Below are 23,132 nucleotides of genomic sequence, written 5' to 3'. Positions count from 1 at the left end.
TCTAATTAAAGAAAATATGATATAATTTAATGGGAAATATTGAACAGGAATTGTTTATGTATGTGGAAGAAAGGTTAGATTTAATTTTAAGAGATTTAAACAGATATGGAAAATTAAATGTAAAAGAACTGGCAGAAAAGTTTAAGGTAACACCGATGACTATTAGAAGAGATTTGAGTATTCTTGAAGAGAAAGGTGTTCTCTTAAAAAGTTACGGCGGAGCACTCTCAAAAGAATCTCTGTCGCATGATAAATTATATTCAACAAGAAAAAAAGAAAATTTGTCGATAAAGAAAAAAATTGCTGCGGAGGCTCTGTTATTCGTCAAAAACGGTATGACAATCCTTCTCGATGCAGGCACTACAAATTATGAGCTTGCTAGATTTTTGGTTGAAAGTTCAATTAAGGATTTAATTATTATAACAAATGATTTAAAGATAGCATGTATTTTAGCCGAAAAAAAATTTTTTCAGGTTATAATGCTTGGCGGAATTATTGAAAATGAAAACATCCTGACTTGTGGTTCTATGGCTGTTTCTATGCTTAAAGATTTTGAAATAGATGCATGCTTTGTAGGAACTCAATCTATTAGTGATAAATTTGAAATTCGGACTCCGAATATCGCGAAAGTTGAATTAAAAAGAACGTATATCGAAAAATCACAACAAAGATTTTTATTGGCAGATAGCAGTAAATTCGAAAAATCAAAATTATATAAAATTTGTGATTTGAAAGATTTTAATTATATCATTACGGATAGAAAACTAGCATTGCCTGAGAAGAATTATATAGAAAAATATAAACTAGTTTGGATTTCAGTCGATTCCATAAAGTAATCTTTCAAATTTATGCTGGAGACACAAATTATTTTTAATGAGCTCTTTTCAAAATTGTGTCATTGTGATACACTTACGGCTATGAAATGTGTTGTTTTTACCGGAGGCGGAACAGGGGGGCATATCTTCCCGGGGCTGGCCGTTGCCGAGGCTTTAAGTTCTTCTTTGGAATGTAAAATAGTTTGGGTAGGTTCTTCTAAGGGCGTTGACCGCAAAATAGTCGAATCTTCGGAGCTTCATTCGGCATCTCCTTCAGTTCTCGAATTTAAAGGGATCCCTGCCGGAAAACTAAGGCGGTATTTTAGCTTTCAAAATTTTATAGATGTTTTTAAGGTCGCCGCAGGTTTTATAAAATCTTTTTTTATACTTTTAAGATTAAAACCTATTTTTGTTTTTTCTAAGGGCGGCTTTGTTTCGGTTCCTCCCTGTGCTGCAGCGAAGGTCTTGAAAATTCCGGTTATCACCCACGAGTGCGATTTTTCCCCGGGTCTTGCAACAAGGATTAATTCAAAATTTGCAAATCACATCTTGGTTTCATATCAAGAAACGGCTGATCTTTTTCCGCTTTCTATCCGCTCAAAAGTTATCTGTACGGGGAACCCTGTCCGCTTAAGTTTTTATTCGGGTAGCCCTGAAAAGGGGCGGGCCTTTTTAAATATACAGCAGGACTTACCCGTTCTCTTTGTATTGGGCGGAAGCCTCGGTGCAAGGCAGCTAAACGATTTGATTTCAGATTCAATCGAGTACCTTGTAAAACATTTTGTTGTAGTTCATCAGATTGGGGAAGCCAACATGGAGCAGGGGCAAAAAATTAAAGAAGCTCTTTTAAACGCCTCTCCCAAATTTGCTGAAAACTATAAGCCCTATCCCTTTATAAAAAAAGAGATGGCCGATGTTTTAAGCCTTTCTTCGATTGTGGTGTCGCGGGCCGGTGCCAATACTGTTTGGGAGTCGGCCGCTGCAGGCAAGCCTATGATCCTGGTTCCTCTCGAAAAGGGAAGTTCAAGAGGAGACCAAATAGAGAATGCAGACTTCTTTAAGAAAAAGGGAGCCGCAGAAGTTCTTTTGGGAGAGGACGTAAGACCCGATGTTTTTATAAGCCTTTTACGGGAGTTTGGTTTTGAAGAAAACGGAAGCGGAAACGATAGGCTTAAAAGCATGGCTAAGGCCTCGGCAGCTCTTGCAGGCGAAAAACCTGTTCTTGTAATTGCCGATTTTTTAAAAAGCTTTATAGATTTTCTGAGAGCTAAATTATAGCATTGACAGAAAAGGTCTAATTAGTATATATTATAAGGTAAGGAAAGTAAGGAGGTGTTTTATGGAACTTGCAAAAGTAACATCGAAAGGTCAGATTACAATTCCTCTTACAATAAGAAATCTGCTCAAATTAAAAACCGGCGATAAGGTTTTCTTTGAGGAAAGCAGAGGAAAAGTGTATATTACAAACTCTTCTCAAATGACTTTATCAAAAGTTCAAGCCGAAATGCAAAGAGAATCTGAAAAAGCAGGCTTTCAAACAGAAGATGATGTTATTGCTTATATCAAAGAATTAAGGAAAGAGCGTTGAGGGTTTTCGTAGATACAAATATCATTATTTCTGCAATACTTTTTCCTAAGGGTAAAACCGCTAAAGTTTTTTCCCATTTACTTGAAAAGCATACGGTAATAATTTCTTCATATACAAAGGAAGAATGCAAAGAAGTTTTTGCAAATAAATTTCCGCTAAAAAAGAAGTTGTTGGATATTTTTTTTGACGGAATCAGCTTTGAAGAATTTAAGACTCCTGACAGAATCGATAAAAATAAATATCCTAAGGTTCGAGATATAAAAGATTTACCTGTTCTTGTGTCCTCAATTTTATCTGATTCGGATATTTTGATTACGGGAGATAAAGATTTTGAAGACGTAAAAATTGATAAACCGATAATTTTTACACCGACAAGATATTTTGAATTAATTGAAGCAAAATTATATAAGTGTAAGAATGGAGAATAATTAAATGCAGATAGGTAGTGCCGATATAGTTTTTTTGATTATATTAACTTTTTTTGCCGTCAAGGTTACGGTAACGGGTTTTATAGACGAGTTTTTTTCAAAGGCCGCCGTAATAGTCGGAGGGCTTATAGCATTTTTGTTTTATAAATTGCTTACTCCCGTAATTACCGAGCTTCTTGGAGAAAAATCCTTATCGGCCGTGATAGCCTTTTTAATTTTATTTTTGTCTGTCTATTTGATTATAAAACTTGTGCAAGTTTTTTTAGGCTCCCTTTTTTCAAACGAGTCATTAAAAAATTTGGACAGGTCATTGGGCTTTTTTTTAGGCCTTGTCGAGGGATTGATTGTGATAGGCGTTATCCTAATGCTCATCAATATTCAAACCTTTATTTCGTTTGATAAGATATTAAGCGAAAGTATTTTTGCTAAAATACTTTCTCCGTTTATTTTAGATATAACTAAGCAGTTATAGATCAGGAGTTACGATAAACAGCTCGGCACATCTGCCTCACTGTTTATCTTCGAGTTTTGTGCTTTGCACAAAACATCGTGTTATTATATGTAGTTTTGCAAAAGCAAAACTACTTGAAAAAACTTTTTTCGGAAGCTTAGGCTTCCTGCAAAAAGTTTTTATAGGAGTTATTGATGTTTGAAAATCTGATAGATCAGGAAGCAGGGCTTAGGCTTATTCGGGATATAGAACAAAAAAAACTTCCGCCTTCGATTTTGTTTTCGGGGCCCGAATGTTCGGGGAAGCTGACTGCTGCCCTTGAGCTTGCCCGCTCCGTTTCATGTACCGAATCGGGACAGTGGACATGTAGCTGCTCTTCATGCTTGAGGCAAAAAGAGATGATTTCTCCGGATGTTCTTATTTTGGGTGCACGAGATCACAGCCCCGAAATCAAGGCTGCCTGCGAAACCTTGTTAAAGACAAAAACTATTTCTTCCAGATACTTGTTTTTGCGTAGTGTCAGAAAACTTACCTCCCGATTCGATCCCCGTCTTTGGGATACGGATGAAACCCGTTTTGTTAAAGCTGCTCCCGTCATTGCGGAGATTGAAGAACTCTTAGCCGATCTATGTTCGGTTCCTATAGAAACCATGGATGAAAAAACTTTGAGTAAAATTGCGGAAAGCCTTGTTTTAAAAAGCACAAAGCTTCAAGACGAGTGTATGTACGATACGATTCCCATCAATCAGGTTAGAAAGGCCTCATCATGGGTGCGCCTGATGCCTTCGGGAATAAAAAAAGTTTTGATAGTCGAAAATGCCGATAAGATGCAGGAAGGAGCGAGAAATGCTTTTTTAAAAATTTTGGAAGAGCCGCCTTCCTATGCAATATTTATTTTGACTACCGCCCATCGAGGAGCGATTATGCCTACCATCTTATCGAGGGTAAGGCCCTATAATTTTAAAGAGCGTGATGAAAAATCTCAAGAAGAAGTTATAAGAAGGGTTTTTAAAGGAGAAGTTTCCCATGAACCTTTCGGAAAATTTAATCTTTTAAGCTCTTACCTTTACGGTTTTTTACCCGTAAGTTTTAGGACAATTCAAAATGCTGCTTCATTATTTTACGAGTATATTTTTTTACTCATAGACAGGCAAAATAAAATTCTTCCCTCTGCTCTTTATAATTCGGTCACTGATTACAAAAACGAAAATCATTACGACAATTCAAATTGCACGGTGTCGAATATTGTAAACCTTTTAAATAAATGTAAGCCGCATACGATTTATGTTTTGTTTTTAAACAGCCTTTTGTTTTTTTTGCAGAAAGGCCTAAAAAATGAAGAATGTTCCGCCTTGGAACTTGAGTCCTATTTTAAGATAACGGCCTTGATAAAAAATGCCGAAGCCGCTGTAGATATTTTTAATATCTCTCCTCAGGCCGCCCTAGAAAACTTGGCGGAAGGCATTAAGGAAAAGCTTATATGAGAGAGTTTATGAGAAGGGGAATACAAAAGTCCCCGAGCATGAATGAGGCCCAGCTCCGCACCTTTGTAAAGCTGCTTGCAAACGAGTATTCTCTTTTGGACTCCGTAATGGATTCTTTAAACGACGGCGTTATAGTTGCAAATTCAGAAAATAAAATTATAAAATCGAATAGAGCTGCCGAAAGAATTTTAGGCACTCCGCTTGGCGAGAGCCATGAAAAAAACGTATGGGAGCATATAAAGATTCAGGATATTGCGGACTTTGTTTCTTACGTAATTGAAAATGAAAGCGGACAAACTTCAAAAGAGTTTAACCTTAAAGCCGGCTTGCCCGAAGGTAAAAATAAGTACATTGAAGTTTCGGTTCTTCCCTTGGTAAAAGAAAAAAAAATCCAAGGCACGATAATTATGATTGCGGACATTACCGAAAAAAGAAGTGAAGAAATTAAAAACCGCCGCCTTGAAAATCTTGCAAGCCTTACAAATGTTGCAGCCGCCGTTGCCCACGAAATTAAAAACCCGCTTGCAGCGATCAGCATCCACTTACAGCTTTTAAAGAAAAATTTTACTGCCTGTAATTTATCCATAAACCAAAAGGCTCAAAAACATATTAACGTTATCGAAGAAGAAATTGAAAGGCTAAATAAAATTGTAGTGGATTTTTTGTTTGCCGTGCGTCCTTTAAAGTTCGAATTTGTTCCGGTAGATATAAATGTTCTATTAAAGAATTTATACGATACCTTTTTTGACGAGTTTAACGATAAGGGTATAACCATTTCGCTTAACTTTTCAAAGGAGCTTCCTAAAATTCAAGGCGATGAAAGGTTTTTACGGCAGGCCTTTATGAACGTATTGACGAATGCAAAGTCCGCAATGCCGGACGGAGGCTTTTTGGATATTTCGACAAAGAGCGAAAACGATTTTATTTTTGTATCTATCTCGGATTCGGGACAGGGTATCTTGCCTGAAGACCTTCACAAAATCTTTGAGCCCTATTTTACTACAAAGCATGACGGAACGGGATTAGGCCTTACCATGACCTATAAGGTTATCAAGGAACATGGGGGCGACATAAACGTTTATTCCGATTACGGCATGGGAACAAGTTTTAAATTTTCGCTTCCGATAGAACGCAAGGGGGCAACGCTTTTACTCTCCGATAAAACTTCCGACTTTGATTCGGTAAAGGATATAAAATGAAATTTACTGTTTTGGTTATAGATGACGAAAAAAATATCCGCGAAGGCCTTGCGATGGCCTTGGAAGATGAAGGTTACGGAGTAATCACGGCCGACAACGGAAAAACGGGCTTGGATATTGCCTTAAAAGAAGAAGTCGATCTTGTAATTACCGATTTAAGAATGCCCGAACTTAGCGGCGAAGATGTTCTCCGTGAAGTTATTTCAAAAACTCCCGGAGTTCCCGTAATTGTGTTAACCGGTCACGGCACGGTAGAGACGGCTGTTGAAGCCATGAGGATGGGAGCCTACGATTTTTTAACCAAGCCTTTGGATTTGGAGCGTCTCTTCCTCTTGGTAAAAAGAGCCTTACAAAACCGCGCCCTTGTTCTTCAAAACCGTGCTCTTTTACACGACATCGAAACAAAACAAAGCTTTGAAAATATCATAGGGAAGAGTCCCCTTATGGAAAAGGTTTTTGAGGATATAAAAAAAGTTGCTCCCACAAAGGCCAGCGTTTTAATTACCGGAGAAACCGGAGTCGGAAAAGAATTGATAGCTCGTGCCATTCATAATCTTTCTAACCGGAAGGATAAGCCCTTTGTACAGGTTCACTGTGCTTCCTTTGCCGAAAGCCTCTTGGAGTCGGAACTTTTCGGTCACGAAAAAGGAGCCTTTACGGGAGCAGTTCAGCGTACCAGAGGCCGTTTTGAAATTGCAAACGGCGGAACTCTTTTTTTGGATGAGATAGGCGAGGTCAACCAAATGATACAGGTAAAACTCTTGCGCGTTCTCCAAGAAAAAAAGTTTGAAAGGGTAGGCGGAACCGAAACTCTTAGTGTCGATACAAGGATAATTGCCGCCACCAACAGGGACCTGATCGAAGAAATAAAAAAAGGAAATTTCAGGGAAGACCTTTATTTTAGATTGAATGTTGTGCATATTCATGTTCCGCCCTTGCGTGAGCGCAAAGAAGACATTCCTCTTTTGGCTGCCGCCTTTATCAAGGAATTCGCCGAAGAGAACGATAAAAAAATAGATTCTATGGAGCCTCGTGCAAGAACTGCAATTTACAATTATGAGTGGCCGGGAAATATAAGGCAGCTTCAAAACTGTATTCAAAGTGCCGTCGTAATGAGCTCGGATAATGTAATTCATTTTGATGACCTCCCTGCCGCCTTACGCGAAAAGGCCGAGGCTTCTTCAATCCGCATTCCCATGGGTGTAAATATGGCCGAAGCCGAAAAGCAAATTATTTTGCAGACACTTGCAAACCAAAACAACAATAAGTCCAAGACTGCCGATATCTTGGGGATAGGACGCAGAACCCTCCATCGAAAGCTCGATGAATATGCAGCCGAAATTGCAGAAGATACGGCCCAGATGTTGGAAGAAAAAGAAGCTCAATCCAAAAAGGAAAAATCGAATGGCAAAAAATAAATACAGCGAACCGGACTATTGGTCAAAAAAGGCTTTTTCAGAAAACTATCCTGCACGCTCCGTGTACAAGCTTGAAGAGATGAATAAAAAATTCAATCTTTTTTCGCCCGGCGATAAGGTCTTGGATTTGGGTGCTGCTCCCGGAAGCTGGACTGTCTATGTTTTGCGCTTTTTAAATAGAGAGGGAAGGGTAACTGCCGTCGATTTAAAGCCCTTGGATTCTTCGGTCTATGATGAGCGTCTTAGTTTTTTTCAAGGCGATATGTTCGATAAGGGGATTATAAAATCGGTAAAAGAGCTTGGGCCCTATAATGCTGTCATCTGCGATGCAGCCCCCGCAACTACAGGCAACAAGACCGTCGATACTGCCCGATCTTCGGGCCTGGTAGAGCTCGCAATTTATTATGCCCAAGAACAGCTTAAACAAGGTGGAGCCTTTGTGGTAAAGATATTACAAGGAGGGGATCAGCAAATCCACTTAAACAACTTGCGGAAATGTTTTAAGACAGCTAGGGCCTTTAAGCCCGAGGCCTGCCGCAGTTCAAGTTTTGAAACTTACTTGATAGGTTTGGATTTTAAGGGCTAGGCTCCCTTATCTTGTCGATAATAATATTTATCTGCAAGATTAATATACCTGTGTACCGCTCTATATGTTCGATTATATATTTTTGCAGCTGGTGGATCTTTCCCGTCAGCTGGGTGCCGAAGGGGATATCTACGGTTAAGTCCAAACGGTATCCGTCTTCTTCTTTTTTTATGCTTAGTTTTTTTATGACGATTTCCTTGTCATACTCTTCAAGGCAATGAAATACCATCTGGCTTAAAGCAGATTCGGATATTTCAACCGTACCAACCTTTGAGAATTCCGGACGGACTACGGACTTTTCAAAGAGCTTTGATTGTTCCGTTCCTACAAAGGGTGTTTTTTTGTTTTTAAAAAAGAGGCGAATCTTGTCGTAAAAGATTTGGGGGTAGGTGCGCTGTACTTCGATTGAGGGAACAGGTATAACATGTTTACCTTCAACCCGCCTCGATCTCATTGCCGTTTCGATTTCTTCTCTGCTTGCAATATCTTCTATCTTAATTATTTTTTGAGGTTGAGGAATTTGAAGGCGGGCTGCAATCTTATTTACCATTTTTTCCGAAGTGCCCAATATTAAAATCTTTTTAAAGCTATGGGATTGTAAAGCCTTGGCAGCCCCATCCCTATGTTTTTTGTCGTCAAACAAAGCTACCTTGACGGCAGCCAAAAAAGTTTTTTCTCTTTTTGCAGACTGGCCTGCAATTATCTTATCGTTACAGATTAAAAGCCCGTCATCGATGATGAGCTTTATGCCGTATTTTTCGGCAAGCAGCTTTGCCCTAAAGCTCTTTCCCGTTCCGCTTTCACCGACGAGGGCATAAACCGAGATACCTTTAATCTTCCATGAAATTTTTTTAAAAATTTTTTTTAAATCGATCATCGGCTCTTAATTTCGTTCCGATAAAGTTACGCGTAAATCAATAAGTTTTTTTCCTCTAATAACTTTTACCGTTACCGTTTCTCCCGGCTTTTTATCCTCCAGCACCGAATAATAATCGGTTATATTGTTTATCTTTTGCCCTGCTATTTCGACGATTATATCTCCGCCTATGTAAAATACCGAGCTGTATCTTCCTATGCCTGAGCGGACAGCTTCATTTCCTCCTCGAAGATCGGCCTTTGCAGCATTGCTTCCTCTTTTGACTTCGGAAACAAGAAGCCCGTAAGAAACAGGCAGCTTTGCGTAAGAGGCAAGGCGTCCTGAAACTTGAACCAATTCGGCATCTATAGAACCGCGGATGACCTTCCCGTATTTTAAAATGTCTGCAACAACTCTTTTAGCCGTATTTACGGGAACTGCAAAGCCGACACCTGCCGAGCTTCCGGATGTGGAATAAATCATGGTATTGATGCCTATCATTTTTCCCATTGTATCCAAAAGAGGGCCGCCCGAATTTCCGGGGTTTATGGCCGTATCGGTTTGAATCATATTTTTGATTATGATGTTTTTATCGTTTTGAATAGGGCGTTTCAGGGCCGAGACTATTCCGTCGGTAAGAGTTCTTTCCAAGCCGAAGGGATTGCCTATGGCTAAAACTCTTTGGCCGACTTTTAAGCCGGCAGAATCTCCGAATTTTATAACCGTAAGTTTTACGTTTTTTGGCGGATCGAATTTTAAAACGGCCAAATCGTTTTCGGGATCCATTCCTACAACTCTGGCTTCATATTGACTTCCGTCATGGAGCGAAATAAAAATCTTTGAAGCTTCTGCAATTACGTGTGTGTTGGTCAGCACTAAGCCGCTTTCATCGATTATGGAGCCTGAACCTGAACCGCCTTCGACTGGAACGGGTTCAAAAAACCAGTTGACGCCCATGGTTTCGGTTGTGATGTTTACAACACCTTCATTGGTTGTTTCATATACGTGAATGTTTTGTGTTTCGGCAGGACTATAGCCCATGTATCCTTTTTCATTTGCTGTATTTAAAGCTGCCGTATTTCCATGTTGCTGCATATTTAAATTGTGCGAATTTTCCGTCTGAACAAATCCGTTTTCTGCACTTTCTTCAAAATCGGCAGGGTTGCTTGAGGTTCCGCTTTGAATTTCACTTAAGCCGGCGTTTCCTGTACTATATTTTATACCGGCAAAAAAACCTGCACTTGCAAAAATAACCGCTGCAATGAGCGAAAATACGAGGGTCTGTCTTCTACTATAAAGTTTCATAATGCCTAAAATTCTCCTATAATTATAGTCTATTAAAAATACCCCCTATTTGTCAAGCGTGGACGTAAAATCTCACAGTGTCTATTTTATATTAGATTTAAGGTGAGGCAAATCCGGCACTATACGAATAAATGATACTGTGATATAATGGACTAAAAATGGGAGCTGTTTATGTCTGCTGGTAAAATACCTATTGGCGAAATTGCTTTGCAAATTGTCCTTTCCGTTGGAATTATCGTTATTGTTGCAAAGTACCTCGGCCTTCTTGCAAAAAAACTGAATATTCCGCAAGTTGCCGGTGAAATTGTTGCAGGGCTTTTATTACGCTACCTGCCTTTTTTTCGTAATTTCGGCGGAGTCGAACCGAACATTATCTATGCCGAAACCAATCAGTTTATCGGATATATGTCGGAAATCGGCGTTATCCTGATTATGTTCTCTGCCGGATTGGGTACTAATTTAAAATCACTTGTTGCATCCGGTATCAAATCCACAGTGATCGCTGCTTGCGGCGTTATCGTTCCATTGGTTTTAGGTACGGCTATGGCCTTAGGCTTTTGGGGTTTCGACGGTTTTGGAACGCCCGTATTTTATCAAGCCCTATTTATCGGGACTATTTTAACGGCGACTTCGGTGAGCATTACCGTTGCCGCATTGAAAGAGCTGGGAAAGATAAATTCGGAAGTCGGGCAAACAATTATCAGTGCTGCAATCATCGATGATGTCTTAGGCATTATTGCATTAACGGTTGTACTCGGTGCAAGTTCCGGTAAGGGCGACTACCTCGCACTTATTATAAAAACGGCAGCGTTCTTTGCCGCTTCGTTGGTAGTAGGCTATGTGATTTACCGAATCTTCAAATGGTATGATAAAAGGCATCCTCATACTCACCGTATTTCGATTTACGGGCTAGGGGTTGCGTTGATTTTTGCCTATTGTACCGAACGATTTTTCGGTATTGCCGATATTACCGGTGCCTATGTTGCAGGGGTTGTATTATGCAACTTGCATGATGCTTCCTATATGGAAAAGAAAATAGACATTAATTCGTATATGTTTTTTAGTCCTATCTTTTTTACCTCTATCGGACTTAAAACGGACTTTAGCGGACTGAATATGAGCTTACTATGGTTTTCGATAGCCTTTGTGCTTGTCGGTTGTATCAGCAAAATAATCGGCTGCGGCGGTTCAGCATTGACGTTGGGCTTTAAGCGGAAGGAATCGCTCCAGATAGGGCTGGGAATGATGGTGCGCGGTGAAGTAGCCCTCATCGTAGCTCAAAAGGGACTTGCGGTAGGGATGGTTAAAGCCGAATACTTTGCACCGGTCATTTTGCTGATTATCGTTTCCTCCATGATTGTGCCTATTTTGTTGGGAAAAGCATTTTCGGATAGGACTTTTGAACCTCCAATGAAAGAACAGGTGTAGCATCTTGACTTCAATCCGCCTTGATCTAATTGCAGTTTTGATTTCTTATTTTTAAATTCCCCTATTTGTCAAGCATGGATTGAAAATTCTTGGCTTTTTTGATATAATCATTCTATGTCTGTAGTTTCTCTCGTATTCCAGATGCTTGGAAGTTTAGGTTTAATCTTATACGGAATGAAAATGATGAGCGACGGTATCCAAAAAAGTGCCGGCGAAAGCTTACACCGTACGCTCAATTTTATGACGGGCAACAGATTTTTGGCCGTTTTAACCGGTATTGTAGTTACCGGAATTGTTCAATCCTCCGGTGCGACCACCGTTATGACCGTTTCTTTTGTCAATGCAGGAATGTTGAGTCTTCAACAGGCTATCGGCGTAATCTTCGGTGCAAACATAGGTACTACCGTTACGGCATGGATAGTTTCGCTCATCGGTTTTAAATTTTCGATAGCGAGTATTGCTATTCCCGCCTTCGGAATAGGCTATTTTTTAACATTTTTTAAAAAGCTTAAAAAAGACAATCTGGGCGAAGCTATAATGGGCTTCGGCCTTCTTTTTACGGGTTTGGATTTTTTGGCTTCCGCGGTTCCGAGTATTTCGGGAGAGCAGATTGCCCTTCTTTCGATTTTTAAGCAGACCGGTATTCAAAGTATAATAGTAGGTATCCTCCTTGGTTTGGTGCTTACGGTATTTCTCCATTCATCGAGTGCTACGACTGCCGTTCTTTTAACTATGGCTCATACAGGGGTTGTCGGCTGGGAATTTTCTGCGGCTGTAGTTTTGGGAAGTAATGTAGGTTCTACAGTAGATGCAGTATTGGCCTCAATCGGAACAAAGCTCAATGCAAGGCGGGCTGCTGCGGTTCACGTTCTTTTCAATGTTGCGGGTAGTATTTTTACCTTGATTCTTTTTACGCCATTTTTATCTTTAGTAGATTTGATATGTCCTTCAAGCTCTCTTATGACTAAAATTGCCGTATTCCACACTCTTTTTAACGTAATCAACACCCTTATTGCCTTGCCCTTTGTAAACCAAATCGCAAGGTTTGTGTGCCGGCTTATTAAACCGAGAGAAGATGAAGAGCCTTCACGATATGTGCTTAATTTTCAAGCACCCGGTATGAAAGAAAACACCGAAGCTTATGTTTTGCGTGCCGAGGTTGAGATTCTAAAGATGTCCAATATAGTTCGGGAAATGTTCAGCCTCCTGCGTTCTATTTTGAGTAAGGAAGAAGATGTTTCAAGAGAGTTTGTCATAAGACAGTTGACCGAAAAAGAAGATTATACCGATCAGATGCAGGAAGAACTTTCTCTATATCTTATAAAAACCTCTCAGCTTTCTCTTTCCGAAAAGAACAAGAAAAATGTCCGCCTCATGCTCGGCATTGTAGACGATATAGAAAACATGACCGATCAGATTTTTGAGTTAGGTCTTTTTATCAACCGAAGTATAGAATTAAAGATGCCTATAAATCAAGACGATATGGATAAGCTTTTGCCCTATATGGGAATTGTAAATCAGTTTATTCACTTCGTTCACGAGCATTTAAATAAACCCCTTGCTGCAGAACAGCTGGCCATGGCTCACGAGATGGAAGAATCGATAGATGCCATGAGGCAAAACCTAAAGCATCTTGCCCGTACCCGATTGGAAAAGGGAGCAAACGTAAAGGCCGAGCTTTTGTATATCGATATGGTCCGTAATCTTGAAAAAATCGGAGACTTTGCCTTTAGTATTTCGCGCGCCCTTGCCGAGACCGAATAGGCTTTTAAACCGGGCCGAGCTTTTTTTGAAGCGCCTTACAATACGATTCTGTCGTTTTCCTGTCTTTTTAACTTGCCTTCTTTTTCGAGAAGGTTAAGAATCGGAAGAATGTATTTGCGTGAAAGCCCGGTTACTTCCCGTGCATCGGCTATCGAAAATTTATCGCCCGGCTTGTATTTTGCGAGTAGAGAGTTTACTGCCTTTTTGTAAAAATCGGTATGGTAGTGTAAAAAGTTTTCGAGGCAGATGAGTTTACCCAGCTTTATAAGATCGCGGGCTTCTTTTCGGGCTTGAGGAATTTTTATCTTGTCTATTTCGATGCCCTCAAAGCCGGCTTTAAAGGCTGCATCCAAAAGGGCCTTTGCATTTTTAGAAATATCATCGCCCGTTCTTCCGCTTAATTTATAAATATGGGCTTCTTTTTCGATTTTCTTTTCATCGCAGAGTTTTTTAAAGACTATTGTTTTTACCTTTTGAGGAATGGGTAAATCTACTTCTTCGAGTGTAAAGCCAGCCTGACTTTCTTGGGCAGTTTTTAAAATTTTCTTTTCCCAAAACTCAAGCCGTTTTTTTAAAAAGCGCCAAGAGCCGTATTCTGCGACCTCGCTTTTATCCGAGGTGAGTTCCTCGGTTTTGATTTTAGAATCTTCGACAAAGCCCTCGATATTAAACTGATAGCTGTGTATCGAAGGAAGCTCTTTATCTCTGTAAACTTCAAAGGCTTCCTTAAACTGCATTCTTTTATATGACGGAAAACTTGCGAGCACCCTGGCCGAAGCAATAATTTCGCTTCCGCCGTGCCTGATTAAAACCGCTCTTTGATTCCAAGCAGAGGCAATAGGTTCATCCAGCGAAAGGCGTCCCAAGCTTCTGTCGAATTGGTTTAAGTGAATGCTGCCTATTGCATGGGCACTTCCGAGGGCTATCTCGATTTCGGCGTGATTTTTTAAGCCTCCCTCCTTATTTGTAAAGACCTCATCGATGCGCACCAAAAGTTCCTTTCCGCTTAAAATAAAGTTTGAATCTTTTTCGGCTAAGAGCATTCCTCTTTCAAGGTTTGTTTTTTCGCCCAGCTTTAAGTTGAGGGCCGTCCTTGTGCCGGGCTCTATTTTTTCGACATCCTTATGATGGTTTTGAATCGATTTAATTCTGCACTCTTCGTTTGAAGGATAGATTTGTAAACTGTCTCCGGTATGCAATCCCTTTCCCCTCAATGTTCCAGTGACTGTGGTTCCTATGCCTTTGAGGACGAAGACCCTGTCAACATATAAAAAGGGAGTAGGGGGACTTTGTTTTTTTGATGAAGAAAGAAGTTTTGTAATTTCGGTCTTGAGTTCCTCGATTCCGCTTCCTGTAAGGGAAGATACTACAACGGCAGGCAGTTTCTTTCCGATTATTTTTTCGCATTGGGTATTGGCATCTTCGATAAGAAGCTCAAGCATGTCCTTTTCGGCAAGGTCAGATTTTGTGATTACAAGAAGGATGGAGTCTATCTTCATGGCTTTTAGTACACGCAAATGATCGGAGGACATCTGCATCCAGCCGTCATCTGCGGCCATTATTAAAAGAGCCGCATCCAGACCCCAAGTACCTGCAACCATGTTGCGGATAAAGCGTTCATGGCCGGGAACATCGACTATGCCTACAGTGCCGTGAACGGGATCTTCAAGCGAAGCAAAGCCGAGTTCTATCGTCATCCCCCGCTTTTTTTCTTCAGGTAAGTGACTCGTTTCGATTCCTGTAAGCCTTTTTACCAAGGCTGTCTTTCCATGATCCACATGTCCCGCTGTTCCCAAAATATACGGCATTCTTCCCTCCAATAAATAAATATTTATCGTCTGCTTATTTTATCATAACTAAACGATTAGGGGAAGAGGTCCGGTTATTACGATAATTAAACTAGATGGCTTAAACTGCCGAATATTAAAAAAATGAAACTTGAACGCATTCTCGAAATAATTATATACTTACTAAACCACGAAAAGGTTTCTGCAAAATATTTAGCTGAATATTTTAATGTGTCGGTGCGTACTATTCAGAGGGATATGGCAAGCATAGCAGAAGCCGGAATCCCTGTGTATACGCTGGGCGGAAGATACGGCGGCTATGCCGTCTTGGAAAATTATAAAATAAAAAACATCAACATCAAAAACAGCGAACAGCAGATTATTATAAACGCTTTGGAAAGTCTTGCGACCTCATACACAAACGATAAGCTAAATTCTTTAATTCAAAAATACAATGCAATTATCGAAAAAGAAGGTGGGCAAAAAGTATTTTGGGATTTTAGCGTTACAAAAGAAAATAAAAAAGTGCAGGGTTCCAATATGCTTTTAGAAGAGGCTATCAGCGGAAAAAACTATATAGTTTTCGATTACCGTAATTCCGAGGGGAAAAGCTCCCATGTTTGCGCTGAGCCTCTTGCCATTCATTATAAATGGTATGCATGGTATTTATTTTCATACATCAAAGAAAAAAAAGAATATAGAACCTTTAAGGTTGCGCGGATGCAAAACATTATCCTCTCAAAAGAAAGGTCTTTTATAAAACACGGCGACATACAACAAAAAATGAAAGAAGCCGAGCTTGCCTATTATAAAACCTGCATCGATATAGAAATCGCCTTTGACAAAAAAGAAATTCCTCTTATCGAAGAATACTTCCCCGATTCCGTAATCGAGAAAAAATCTTTTCAAAAATACAAAACCCATATTCGTGTTCCTGCAAGGGAACGCTTATGGAAGGCTCTTCTTCTCAGCTTCGGGGATAAGGTAAAGGTTATCTCTCCAAAAAATTACCAAGAAGAACTTATAAAAACAGCAAAAACTTTTTTATCTAATTACGACAAAAACCTTCTTGGAAGCATTTGATTTAATGAAAATAAAAAAAAAGTATTTTTTTACAAATTTATCTTGACATGCGTCGGAAACCATGAGATAATTATAATAAGTGAAAATACTTAATTCTTTTATTTTATGGTAGAGACTTACCGTAAAAACTACATTTTTTATTTTTTATGGGAGGAAAATATGAAAAAAAATATAACACTAATATTTGTAATAATTTTATTCTTTACATCTTTTTGTGTAAATTTGAATGCTGAAGAACAATCTCTTGTACTGTATCATGATTCTAGTGATGTCAATTTATTTAATTTATATGAGAATTTGTATAAAGATATTACTGAAAACTGGTTAGAACCGTATATGAAAGCAAAAACGGAATTTGAGAAAGCGGAGGCAGAAAAGAAACGTGCAGAGCGTGAATTGAGTAAAGCAAAGTCGGAGAAACAACGCGCCGAGCAAGAATTTAAAAAAGCAGAGGCAGAAAAAAAACGTGCAGAACAAGAATTTGCAAAAGCCGTTAGCGAGGCAGAAGCTCAAAAAAATATGAAATTATCTTTGGGTAGTATTAATAATATTCTAAAAAATTACCATGAATTAACTTCAAAATTGAATAAAACCGACTGGTCTTTATTTTTTAAAAATAAGAAAATTGAAGATATTTTGTGGACATTGGAAAATGATTCGCTTCCGGCTGAGGTTACATCTGTTTTTTCGGAATTAAACCTTGATGTAAAAAAGACAGCTTTACAATTGGCTGTATTACAATATTGTTTTTTTGTACTAAAATGTGAGAAAATGTTTGGAGATAAAATAAAAGAAACCGATCAACCTTCAATAATCTCCGAAATAAGAAAAGCAATAAGTATACAGGATTTTAGATTAGTAGAAAAAAATTATTATAAGATTGAACAAATCTTAGATGCAGCTAAAGAATAAAATATAGAGCTCCTTATAAAACTCTAATTGGCTTTTTCTTATGACCTTTAGTTTCATAGTGAAAAACTTCAGACGTGTCTCTCCAAAAGCTTACCGAGAAGAACTTATAAAAACAGCAAAAAGTTTTTTATCTAATTACGATAGATTTAAAGTAGACAACGAAAGAAAATATAAACTTATGGAATAATTATATGAATAAAAAAGTAATAAAAGATCTGTGCATTCTTTTTATATTGTATATTCTTGCTTTTTTGATAATTTCTTACACCGGTAAATTTCTTTTCAAAAATTTTTATAATTACTATTATATCTTATTCGTTAAATATAATGGAATTTTCGGTAGTTTATTATTTTTACTATTTATAATTATTTTCTATTTATTTTATTCAAAAGATTTAAAGATAATATTTACTTATAAAAAATTAAATTTATCTGTTATTGTAAAAGGTTTGATTTATCTGTCATCAATCACGATGATATATTATATAATATCCTTTATCTTTGATAATTCTTTTCTTTTTAATTTTTTTAAATATTTTAATGATATTTTAACGGGTAAAAAAAATATTACTGTATATGATATTTTGATTTTAGAAAAATTACAAAGACCTCGTTTTGAACCTTTTATGCTTATAAGTACCGTAATCATTGGCCCTGTTTTTGAAGAAATATTTTATAGAGGACTTATGTATAATAAATTAAAAGAAATAAGCAATGACTTCATTGCTGTATTTATTTCTTCAATGTTTTTTGCTTTTTTACATATACCGGGTTATGGATTTAATATAAAAATGTTTTCTCTTGTGCTTGACGGCATTTTATTGGCTTATTGTTATGAAAAAACCAATAATATCTATGTTCCTATTCTTATTCATTCAATTAATAATTTTTTTATATTTTTATTTCGGTATGTATATTTTTATTTTTTAATAGTTATTTATTTTATAGTTTTTATTATAGCCCTCATAATCCTGACAATTGATATTAGTAAATGCGTAAAGATGAGAAAAAGTTTAAAAATTTGAAAAAAATGCTTTTTTTCATAAATTTACCCTTGACAAAGGTAAAAATGTGGTCTACTATGTAAGTGGAGGAAGCTATGAATTTGGATAAACTAAGAAAAGATATCAAATCGGGCTCGCTTGATTTATCCGATATTAAAAATATTGATATTTTATATGGAAAACTTGGATTCTACAATGCTAGGTATTGTTTTTTATCGATATTTGAAACTTTAAGACTTGGGGACAAGTGTATACCCAGCTGTATGGAAGGCTGTTCTCATGGTTGTATGGATTGCTGTGCGAGTAGTAAACAAACGGTTTTATAAATATAATTTTTGTGTGCTAAGTAATGGAGGTGTAAATGCAGTTATCTAAACTAAAACAGAAAATCTTGCAGCAACGGCTGTTCATCAAATACAATAAACGGAACGATTAGGTTGTCTGACTTTAAAAATTGCGGTGTTTCCTGTGCCCCGTCTTGTGCGGTTGTTTCTTGTGCGACATGTACTTTATCCTGCCCCATAAGTATGGCTTTAGGTTAAATAAAATTTATTTAAAATAAATACTTTGGAGGAAAATAAATTGAAAAAAATTATTGATTGCAGCTTCTTCTTTTTTATTCTGCATATCCTTATTTTGTCGTGTACGGTAACTAATTATGATAAAGCCGTTTTAAGCGAAGACAATGTAAAAAGTTTTATTGAAAATCATGAAAGGCTTTTTGCCGAAATAACGGCAGCCGATATAAAGGCTTGGATAGCATTGACAACGAAATAAGTATGTCTGATCTTTTTAAGTCTATATGTAAAAAAACGCCTCCCAAAAAAATACAAAAGATTTTTAAGCAAAACGGTCTCAATCCTAAACTGGGGCATTTACAGCTTGCCGCTTTACAATATGGAATAGTTGCCGATACAATCGAAAAAACTCTTGCAGAAATTTCAAATGAAGAACGTACCCAAGAGCAAAAAGAAAACGATAAGCAAACCGTAGGCTGGCTTAACGAAATAAAATCTCAAATAAATTCCGATGATTATGAATTAATAAAAAAATATTCTGCTGAATTATATGAAATTTTTAATCAGCTAGAAAATAATCTATAAAACACCGGAGGTGATTATGAATTTATCGGATCTGAAACAAAAAATAAAAAACGGTGAACTTGATTATAAACCTGAAGATACGGCTATGGATTCAATTTTGAAATTCTTTGTTTTTAGTTATTGTTCCCTAAAATGTCAGCCGGGATGTTCTGTCAGCAGTACAGTAAAAGACAACAAACCCTGCGGTATAGCATCCTCATGTGCGGAAGGCTGTGCTGCTTCATCTTGTGCATTGAAATGTTTTTACGGCTGCTCTAACGGAAAAACCATAGGTTTATTTTAAGGAGGTTCTATTAGACGAAAATAAATAAAAAAAGCTCGTTTTTTGCAATTTTTATGTTGACAAAATTAAAAATGTATGAGACAATTATAGTAGGTTAAGCATTTAATAGGAGGAAAATATGAATTTAGATAAATTAAAAGATAAAATAAAGATTAATGGACTACCTTTCGGTTATGAATGGGATTCAAAGAATCAGGTCATTGCTCCAACGTGTTTTTTCTGGATATGTAATGACACTTGTAATGAAGGATGTTCTAAAGCGTGTGCCGAATCTTGTCCTAAAGGCTGCTCGATTCAAGGATCAAATACCTGAATTTTATTTAAATTTATTTGGAGGAATTTATGGATATTGAAAAACTTAAAAATAGCATAAATGAAAATAAGTTAGTATTTTCACCGGAAAATGATGAGTCTGTTATGTCATGCGGTTCTGATTCGTCCTGTGTGTTGCGGTGTCAAACGGGTTGCATGATGGAAGGAACGATAAGTAATTGCGGAACTTCTTGCTCAAAGGAATGTTTAGCGGGTTGTACATTCGGAACGTGTTCAGTATCTTGCGTAAATGCCTGTACACTGTCAGGAACCGGTGCTACTCCATTGAAGTTATAACGTTTTACTTTGAGGTTTTTAGAGGATGAAAATATGAACCTTGATGCATTAAAAAATGATATAGAAAGGGCAAGTCTAAATATCGAAGAAACAAATAAATGTCTTATGGAGCAATTTAAATTATGTTTTTGTTTTGCCTTATCCAAACAATTTTCATTTTTTGATTGGTTTATACCAAACAATGATTACGGAAAAACTTGCGACTTTATTTGCTCGGTATCCTGTGTAAATAATTGTGTTGACAAGACTAAAGAATAGGAATAAAAAAGTTACCGATAAAATAAACTTTAAACATAATTTTAGAAATAATGTAATGGAGGTAAAATATGCAAAATTTAGAGGATCTGAAAAAAATGATTGAAAAAGGTGAATTAAATGTTTCCGAATATAAAACAAATCTTTTTAATTGTTTTTCGGATCTGTTTTTTGAAAATTATACCTTATCTCTATCTTCAATTTTGTATGATGGTTTTTCGAGATTTTCATGCCGATATAGCTGCTATGCCGGTTGTTCAAATGGGGGCGCACCGAAATAAAAATAATTTAGATATATTTTTTCAGTGTGAAAAATTTTATATCTAATATTAGATATGACTGATGAGTTTGTCATCAGTTTTTTGGGACTTCACCTATGTGAAGCCATGGTTTAGTTCGCATATATCTTAAGGAGGGTATTTATGGAACTAAAAGAATTAAAAAAACAGATTGGGGATGCTGGACTAAAGGCTAATGATCCTAATCATGATGTGGTCGTTCCTTTATGCGGATGGTTCAGCTGCGGTAGCGGTTGCTATGCAAGTTGTTACAACGGATGCTCGAAAAGCTGTGTTAACAATGACACTAATAAGTAGTCTATTACTTATTTAAAACTTGATTAGGGTGTTATATGTAAATATTTCACTCTAATCAAGTTACTTAATATCTATGTAAGTAGTGATTATTTAATATTATGACTACTTAAATTAAGGAGACTTTTTATGCAACAATTCACTCCAAATCAAAAACTAATCTACAATCCCGAACTTCGGTTTAGAAAAGAAGAACACCGCTGTGTTGCATATACAATAGATGACTTTTTTTATTCTCCCGATAAGGTAAGTATTTTACTTCCGCAAGAAGTTATTATGCTCTTACTCTTTGACGGTGAACATACCTTCGGCGAAGTTGCAAATAACATGGCTTATGTTTTTGGAATGGAATCAAATGATGATGTTGATTATAAAAAAGTGCTTTTTAATTCGCTTGAAGCTCTCGAAAAACGCACCAATATTCAGCCCTTGGTTATGGATATTTCCGAAGTAAAACCTGCTATTTTAAAACAAACTCAAAACCGTTATCCCGATCCGTCCGCCTTTATAATTCCTAAAGAAAAAATTATTTTTGATTCGCGTGATTTACGGCTTTCAGCTCCTCTTTCGGTAAATTATAATGTAATGACTTCTTGCGGTTTTAAGTGCAAGTACTGCTACCATCCTCTTGTACCCGTAAAAGAATTAATTCCCCTTGAACGTTTAAATATTATTTTTAAAGAACTAAAAGAAACCGGATGCGAAAGTTTTATGCTTACAGGCGGAGACCCCATGCTCCGCCCCGACATTGATGAGCTTATGCAAAGTTTATACGAGCACGGGCTTTTATATTCTCTTTCAACTAAATCGATTATAAGTGAAGACAGAATAAAAAAATTACATGAAAGGGCGGGCTTAAGGGGAATGCAGATAAGCCTTGATGCCGCCGACGGTAAAATAGTTAAAAATGTTTTAGGTATCACCGATGATGAGTATTTTTCAAAAGCAATTCAAATGATAAAAAACTTACAAAAACACGGTATTGAAGTGCGTGTAAAGGCTGTTTTAACTTCGTATAATGCAGACGGCTTAGCCGATTACTTAAACCTTCTTAACGATTTGGGAATTAAACGGATGCAGGTTGTTCAATACGGAAGAAGCGGTACGCGTCATACCGATGATCTTTATCCGAGTGATGAGCAAATGAAAAGAGCAAGCGGTGTTGTTAAAGAATTTAAAGAAGCACATACGGATGTGGAGCTTACGGCAGGCGGATTTGAAAAAGCTTATGATGAGCCTGTAATAGTCGAGGAGGTTACAAAAGAAAATATCTTTGAAAAAAGAGCTATTTGCAATGCAGGGCGTTTTTCTTTAACCCTAATGCCGAACGGTGAAGTTTTTATTTGCGAACAGCTTCCTTACGATAAGCGGTATGTACTGGGAGATTTAAAAACGCAAAGCCTTGCAGAATGTTGGAACGGGGAACTTATGCAAAAATGGCTTAATCCGCCCGAGCGGAATATTTTTGCCGAAAACTCACCGTGCAAAACCTGCCCGGAAGAATACTATAATGAATGTCATAAGGTGTACAGCCGTTGTTTGCGTTTTATTTATGAGCACACAGGCGATACTCTTACGGCGGATATAAAATGTCCCCGTTATTATTTTGAAAAAAGAAGAATAACTTAAAATATTTTATGAGAGGAGTAATGATATGAAAAAGATTATTTGTATTGTTTTATCGGTTTTATTTTGCAGTGCTTTTGTTTTTTCACAAAATAATTTTGAAAGAGAAAGCGTATTAAGCGAACAGTCGGTACAAGAGTTTATTAAAGGTTATAAATATCTTTTTGCCGATTTAAAATCAGAAAATGCAGGCAAACTTATTTATAACGAAAAAGAAGAAAGTGTACGGGAAACTTTTGACAGAGTTTTAAAAGTAAAGCCTTCAAAAAAAATAAAACGCATTTTTGAAAAATACGGCTTTGACGGCAATAAGGGTATGTATCAAATTCTTGTATTGCAATACGGAATTGTTGCTTGTACAATAGAAGAAACTCTTAATGAAATTGCAAACGAAGAGCGTACAAAACAGCAAAAAGAAAACGACAAGCAAACGGCTGCGTGGCTTTCCGAAATAAAATCGCAAATAAATTCTTCGGATTATAAACTTATACAAAAATATTTTGAAGAGCTTTACGAAATCTTTAACCGCATTGAGGAAAAGATATAGGATTGCCG

27 protein-coding genes are annotated in these 23,132 nt (G+C 37.3%); 24 read left to right on the top strand and 3 right to left on the bottom strand.

The features are described from left to right. The first annotated feature begins 29 nt into the window (after positions 1-29). The 9 genes from E4O01_RS07195 to E4O01_RS07155 all read left to right on the top strand — a co-directional run bounded on the left by E4O01_RS07195 (position 30) and on the right by E4O01_RS07155 (position 7,969). On the top strand, positions 30-836 hold the full coding sequence (locus E4O01_RS07195; RefSeq protein WP_253695098.1) for a DeoR/GlpR family DNA-binding transcription regulator: 807 nt from the start codon (positions 30-32) through the stop codon (positions 834-836). 81 nt (positions 837-917) lie between these two features. Further along, complete coding sequence (gene murG / locus E4O01_RS07190; RefSeq protein WP_253695097.1) at positions 918-2,093, top strand: undecaprenyldiphospho-muramoylpentapeptide beta-N-acetylglucosaminyltransferase; 1,176 nt, start codon at positions 918-920, stop codon at positions 2,091-2,093. A gap of 61 nt (positions 2,094-2,154) precedes the next feature. Beyond that, entirely contained in the window at positions 2,155-2,403 is a 249-nt protein-coding gene (locus E4O01_RS07185) for an AbrB/MazE/SpoVT family DNA-binding domain-containing protein (protein ID WP_253695096.1), read from the top strand. Then, positions 2,400-2,831 carry a putative toxin-antitoxin system toxin component, PIN family gene (locus E4O01_RS07180; protein ID WP_253695095.1) on the top strand — a complete coding sequence of 144 codons (432 nt, stop codon included), beginning with the start codon at positions 2,400-2,402 and terminating at the stop codon, positions 2,829-2,831. The genes E4O01_RS07185 and E4O01_RS07180 overlap by 4 nt, the downstream gene beginning before the upstream one ends. 4 nt (positions 2,832-2,835) lie before the next feature. After that, positions 2,836-3,303: a CvpA family protein gene (locus tag E4O01_RS07175; RefSeq protein ID WP_253695094.1), complete on the top strand. Its 468-nt coding sequence runs from the start codon at positions 2,836-2,838 to the stop codon at positions 3,301-3,303. A 173-nt stretch (positions 3,304-3,476) separates the two neighbouring features. After that, positions 3,477-4,766: a hypothetical protein gene (locus tag E4O01_RS07170; RefSeq protein ID WP_253695093.1), complete on the top strand. Its 1,290-nt coding sequence runs from the start codon at positions 3,477-3,479 to the stop codon at positions 4,764-4,766. After that, on the top strand, positions 4,763-5,965 hold the full coding sequence (locus E4O01_RS07165; protein ID WP_253695092.1) for a two-component system sensor histidine kinase NtrB: 1,203 nt from the start codon (positions 4,763-4,765) through the stop codon (positions 5,963-5,965). The genes E4O01_RS07170 and E4O01_RS07165 overlap by 4 nt, the downstream gene beginning before the upstream one ends. Continuing rightward, the gene (locus E4O01_RS07160) at positions 5,962-7,383 is read left to right on the top strand and encodes a sigma-54-dependent transcriptional regulator (RefSeq protein WP_253695091.1); all 1,422 of its coding nucleotides are present in this window, start codon (positions 5,962-5,964) and stop codon (positions 7,381-7,383) included. The genes E4O01_RS07165 and E4O01_RS07160 overlap by 4 nt, the downstream gene beginning before the upstream one ends. Further along, a complete protein-coding gene (locus E4O01_RS07155) occupies positions 7,370-7,969 on the top strand; it encodes an RlmE family RNA methyltransferase (protein WP_253695090.1) in 600 nt (199 codons plus the stop codon). The genes E4O01_RS07160 and E4O01_RS07155 overlap by 14 nt, the downstream gene beginning before the upstream one ends. On the opposite strand, the gene E4O01_RS07150 is transcribed toward E4O01_RS07155, so the two are convergent. Then, positions 7,959-8,846, bottom strand: coding sequence for a hypothetical protein (locus tag E4O01_RS07150; protein WP_253695089.1), 888 nt, complete (start codon positions 8,844-8,846; stop codon positions 7,959-7,961). The two genes, E4O01_RS07155 and E4O01_RS07150, sit on opposite strands and share 11 nt — an antisense overlap. A 6-nt stretch (positions 8,847-8,852) precedes the next feature. Next, on the bottom strand, positions 8,853-10,130 hold the full coding sequence (locus E4O01_RS07145; protein ID WP_253695088.1) for a S1C family serine protease: 1,278 nt from the start codon (positions 10,128-10,130) through the stop codon (positions 8,853-8,855). A gap of 171 nt (positions 10,131-10,301) precedes the next feature. Here E4O01_RS07145 and E4O01_RS07140 point away from each other — a divergent pair, with 171 nt between their 5' ends. Further along, entirely contained in the window at positions 10,302-11,558 is a 1,257-nt protein-coding gene (locus E4O01_RS07140; RefSeq protein ID WP_253695087.1) for a cation:proton antiporter, read from the top strand. A 114-nt stretch (positions 11,559-11,672) separates the two neighbouring features. After that, complete coding sequence (locus E4O01_RS07135) at positions 11,673-13,322, top strand: Na/Pi cotransporter family protein (protein WP_253695086.1); 1,650 nt, start codon at positions 11,673-11,675, stop codon at positions 13,320-13,322. A 35-nt stretch (positions 13,323-13,357) separates the two neighbouring features. Here the strand turns inward: E4O01_RS07135 and selB are convergent, their stop codons facing one another. Next, positions 13,358-15,130, bottom strand: coding sequence for a selenocysteine-specific translation elongation factor (selB, locus tag E4O01_RS07130; RefSeq protein WP_253695085.1), 1,773 nt, complete (start codon positions 15,128-15,130; stop codon positions 13,358-13,360). 123 nt (positions 15,131-15,253) lie between these two features. Between selB and E4O01_RS07125 the strand changes: the two genes are divergently transcribed. From E4O01_RS07125 to E4O01_RS07065, 13 genes are all read left to right on the top strand, one after another. Further along, complete coding sequence (locus E4O01_RS07125; RefSeq protein ID WP_253695084.1) at positions 15,254-16,192, top strand: helix-turn-helix transcriptional regulator; 939 nt, start codon at positions 15,254-15,256, stop codon at positions 16,190-16,192. Positions 16,193-16,351: 159 nt separating this feature from the next. Continuing rightward, the gene (locus E4O01_RS07120) at positions 16,352-17,104 is read left to right on the top strand and encodes a hypothetical protein (RefSeq protein WP_253695083.1); all 753 of its coding nucleotides are present in this window, start codon (positions 16,352-16,354) and stop codon (positions 17,102-17,104) included. Positions 17,105-17,295: 191 nt separating this feature from the next. Beyond that, positions 17,296-18,129: a CPBP family intramembrane glutamic endopeptidase gene (locus E4O01_RS07115; protein ID WP_253695082.1), complete on the top strand. Its 834-nt coding sequence runs from the start codon at positions 17,296-17,298 to the stop codon at positions 18,127-18,129. A 74-nt stretch (positions 18,130-18,203) separates the two neighbouring features. Beyond that, positions 18,204-18,434 carry a hypothetical protein gene (locus E4O01_RS07110; RefSeq protein ID WP_253688085.1) on the top strand — a complete coding sequence of 77 codons (231 nt, stop codon included), beginning with the start codon at positions 18,204-18,206 and terminating at the stop codon, positions 18,432-18,434. A gap of 256 nt (positions 18,435-18,690) precedes the next feature. Then, positions 18,691-18,885: a hypothetical protein gene (locus E4O01_RS07105; protein WP_253695081.1), complete on the top strand. Its 195-nt coding sequence runs from the start codon at positions 18,691-18,693 to the stop codon at positions 18,883-18,885. Between the two features lie 2 nt (positions 18,886-18,887). Then, on the top strand, positions 18,888-19,211 hold the full coding sequence (locus E4O01_RS07100) for a hypothetical protein (RefSeq protein WP_253695080.1): 324 nt from the start codon (positions 18,888-18,890) through the stop codon (positions 19,209-19,211). 16 nt (positions 19,212-19,227) lie between these two features. Beyond that, entirely contained in the window at positions 19,228-19,494 is a 267-nt protein-coding gene (locus E4O01_RS07095; protein ID WP_253695079.1) for a hypothetical protein, read from the top strand. Positions 19,495-19,612: 118 nt separating this feature from the next. Further along, complete coding sequence (locus E4O01_RS07090; RefSeq protein ID WP_253695078.1) at positions 19,613-19,807, top strand: hypothetical protein; 195 nt, start codon at positions 19,613-19,615, stop codon at positions 19,805-19,807. Between the two features lie 329 nt (positions 19,808-20,136). Next, complete coding sequence (locus E4O01_RS07085) at positions 20,137-20,361, top strand: hypothetical protein (RefSeq protein WP_253695077.1); 225 nt, start codon at positions 20,137-20,139, stop codon at positions 20,359-20,361. 68 nt (positions 20,362-20,429) lie between these two features. Further along, positions 20,430-20,639 (top strand): hypothetical protein, encoded by a 210-nt coding sequence (locus E4O01_RS07080; RefSeq protein WP_253695076.1) that lies wholly within the window; start codon positions 20,430-20,432, stop codon positions 20,637-20,639. Positions 20,640-20,780: 141 nt separating this feature from the next. Continuing rightward, on the top strand, positions 20,781-20,954 hold the full coding sequence (locus E4O01_RS07075; RefSeq protein ID WP_253695075.1) for a hypothetical protein: 174 nt from the start codon (positions 20,781-20,783) through the stop codon (positions 20,952-20,954). A gap of 126 nt (positions 20,955-21,080) precedes the next feature. Continuing rightward, a complete protein-coding gene (locus E4O01_RS07070) occupies positions 21,081-22,580 on the top strand; it encodes a radical SAM protein (RefSeq protein ID WP_253695074.1) in 1,500 nt (499 codons plus the stop codon). A gap of 25 nt (positions 22,581-22,605) precedes the next feature. Beyond that, a complete protein-coding gene (locus tag E4O01_RS07065) occupies positions 22,606-23,124 on the top strand; it encodes a hypothetical protein (RefSeq protein ID WP_253695073.1) in 519 nt (172 codons plus the stop codon). The last annotated feature ends 8 nt before the right edge of the window (positions 23,125-23,132 follow it).

The sequence above is a fragment of the Treponema sp. OMZ 790 genome (genome assembly GCF_024181285.1).
In the GTDB taxonomy this organism is placed as follows: domain Bacteria; phylum Spirochaetota; class Spirochaetia; order Treponematales; family Treponemataceae; genus Treponema_B.
Note: the sequence above shows the minus strand (reverse complement) of the source record. Positions and strands in the feature narration are given on the sequence as shown.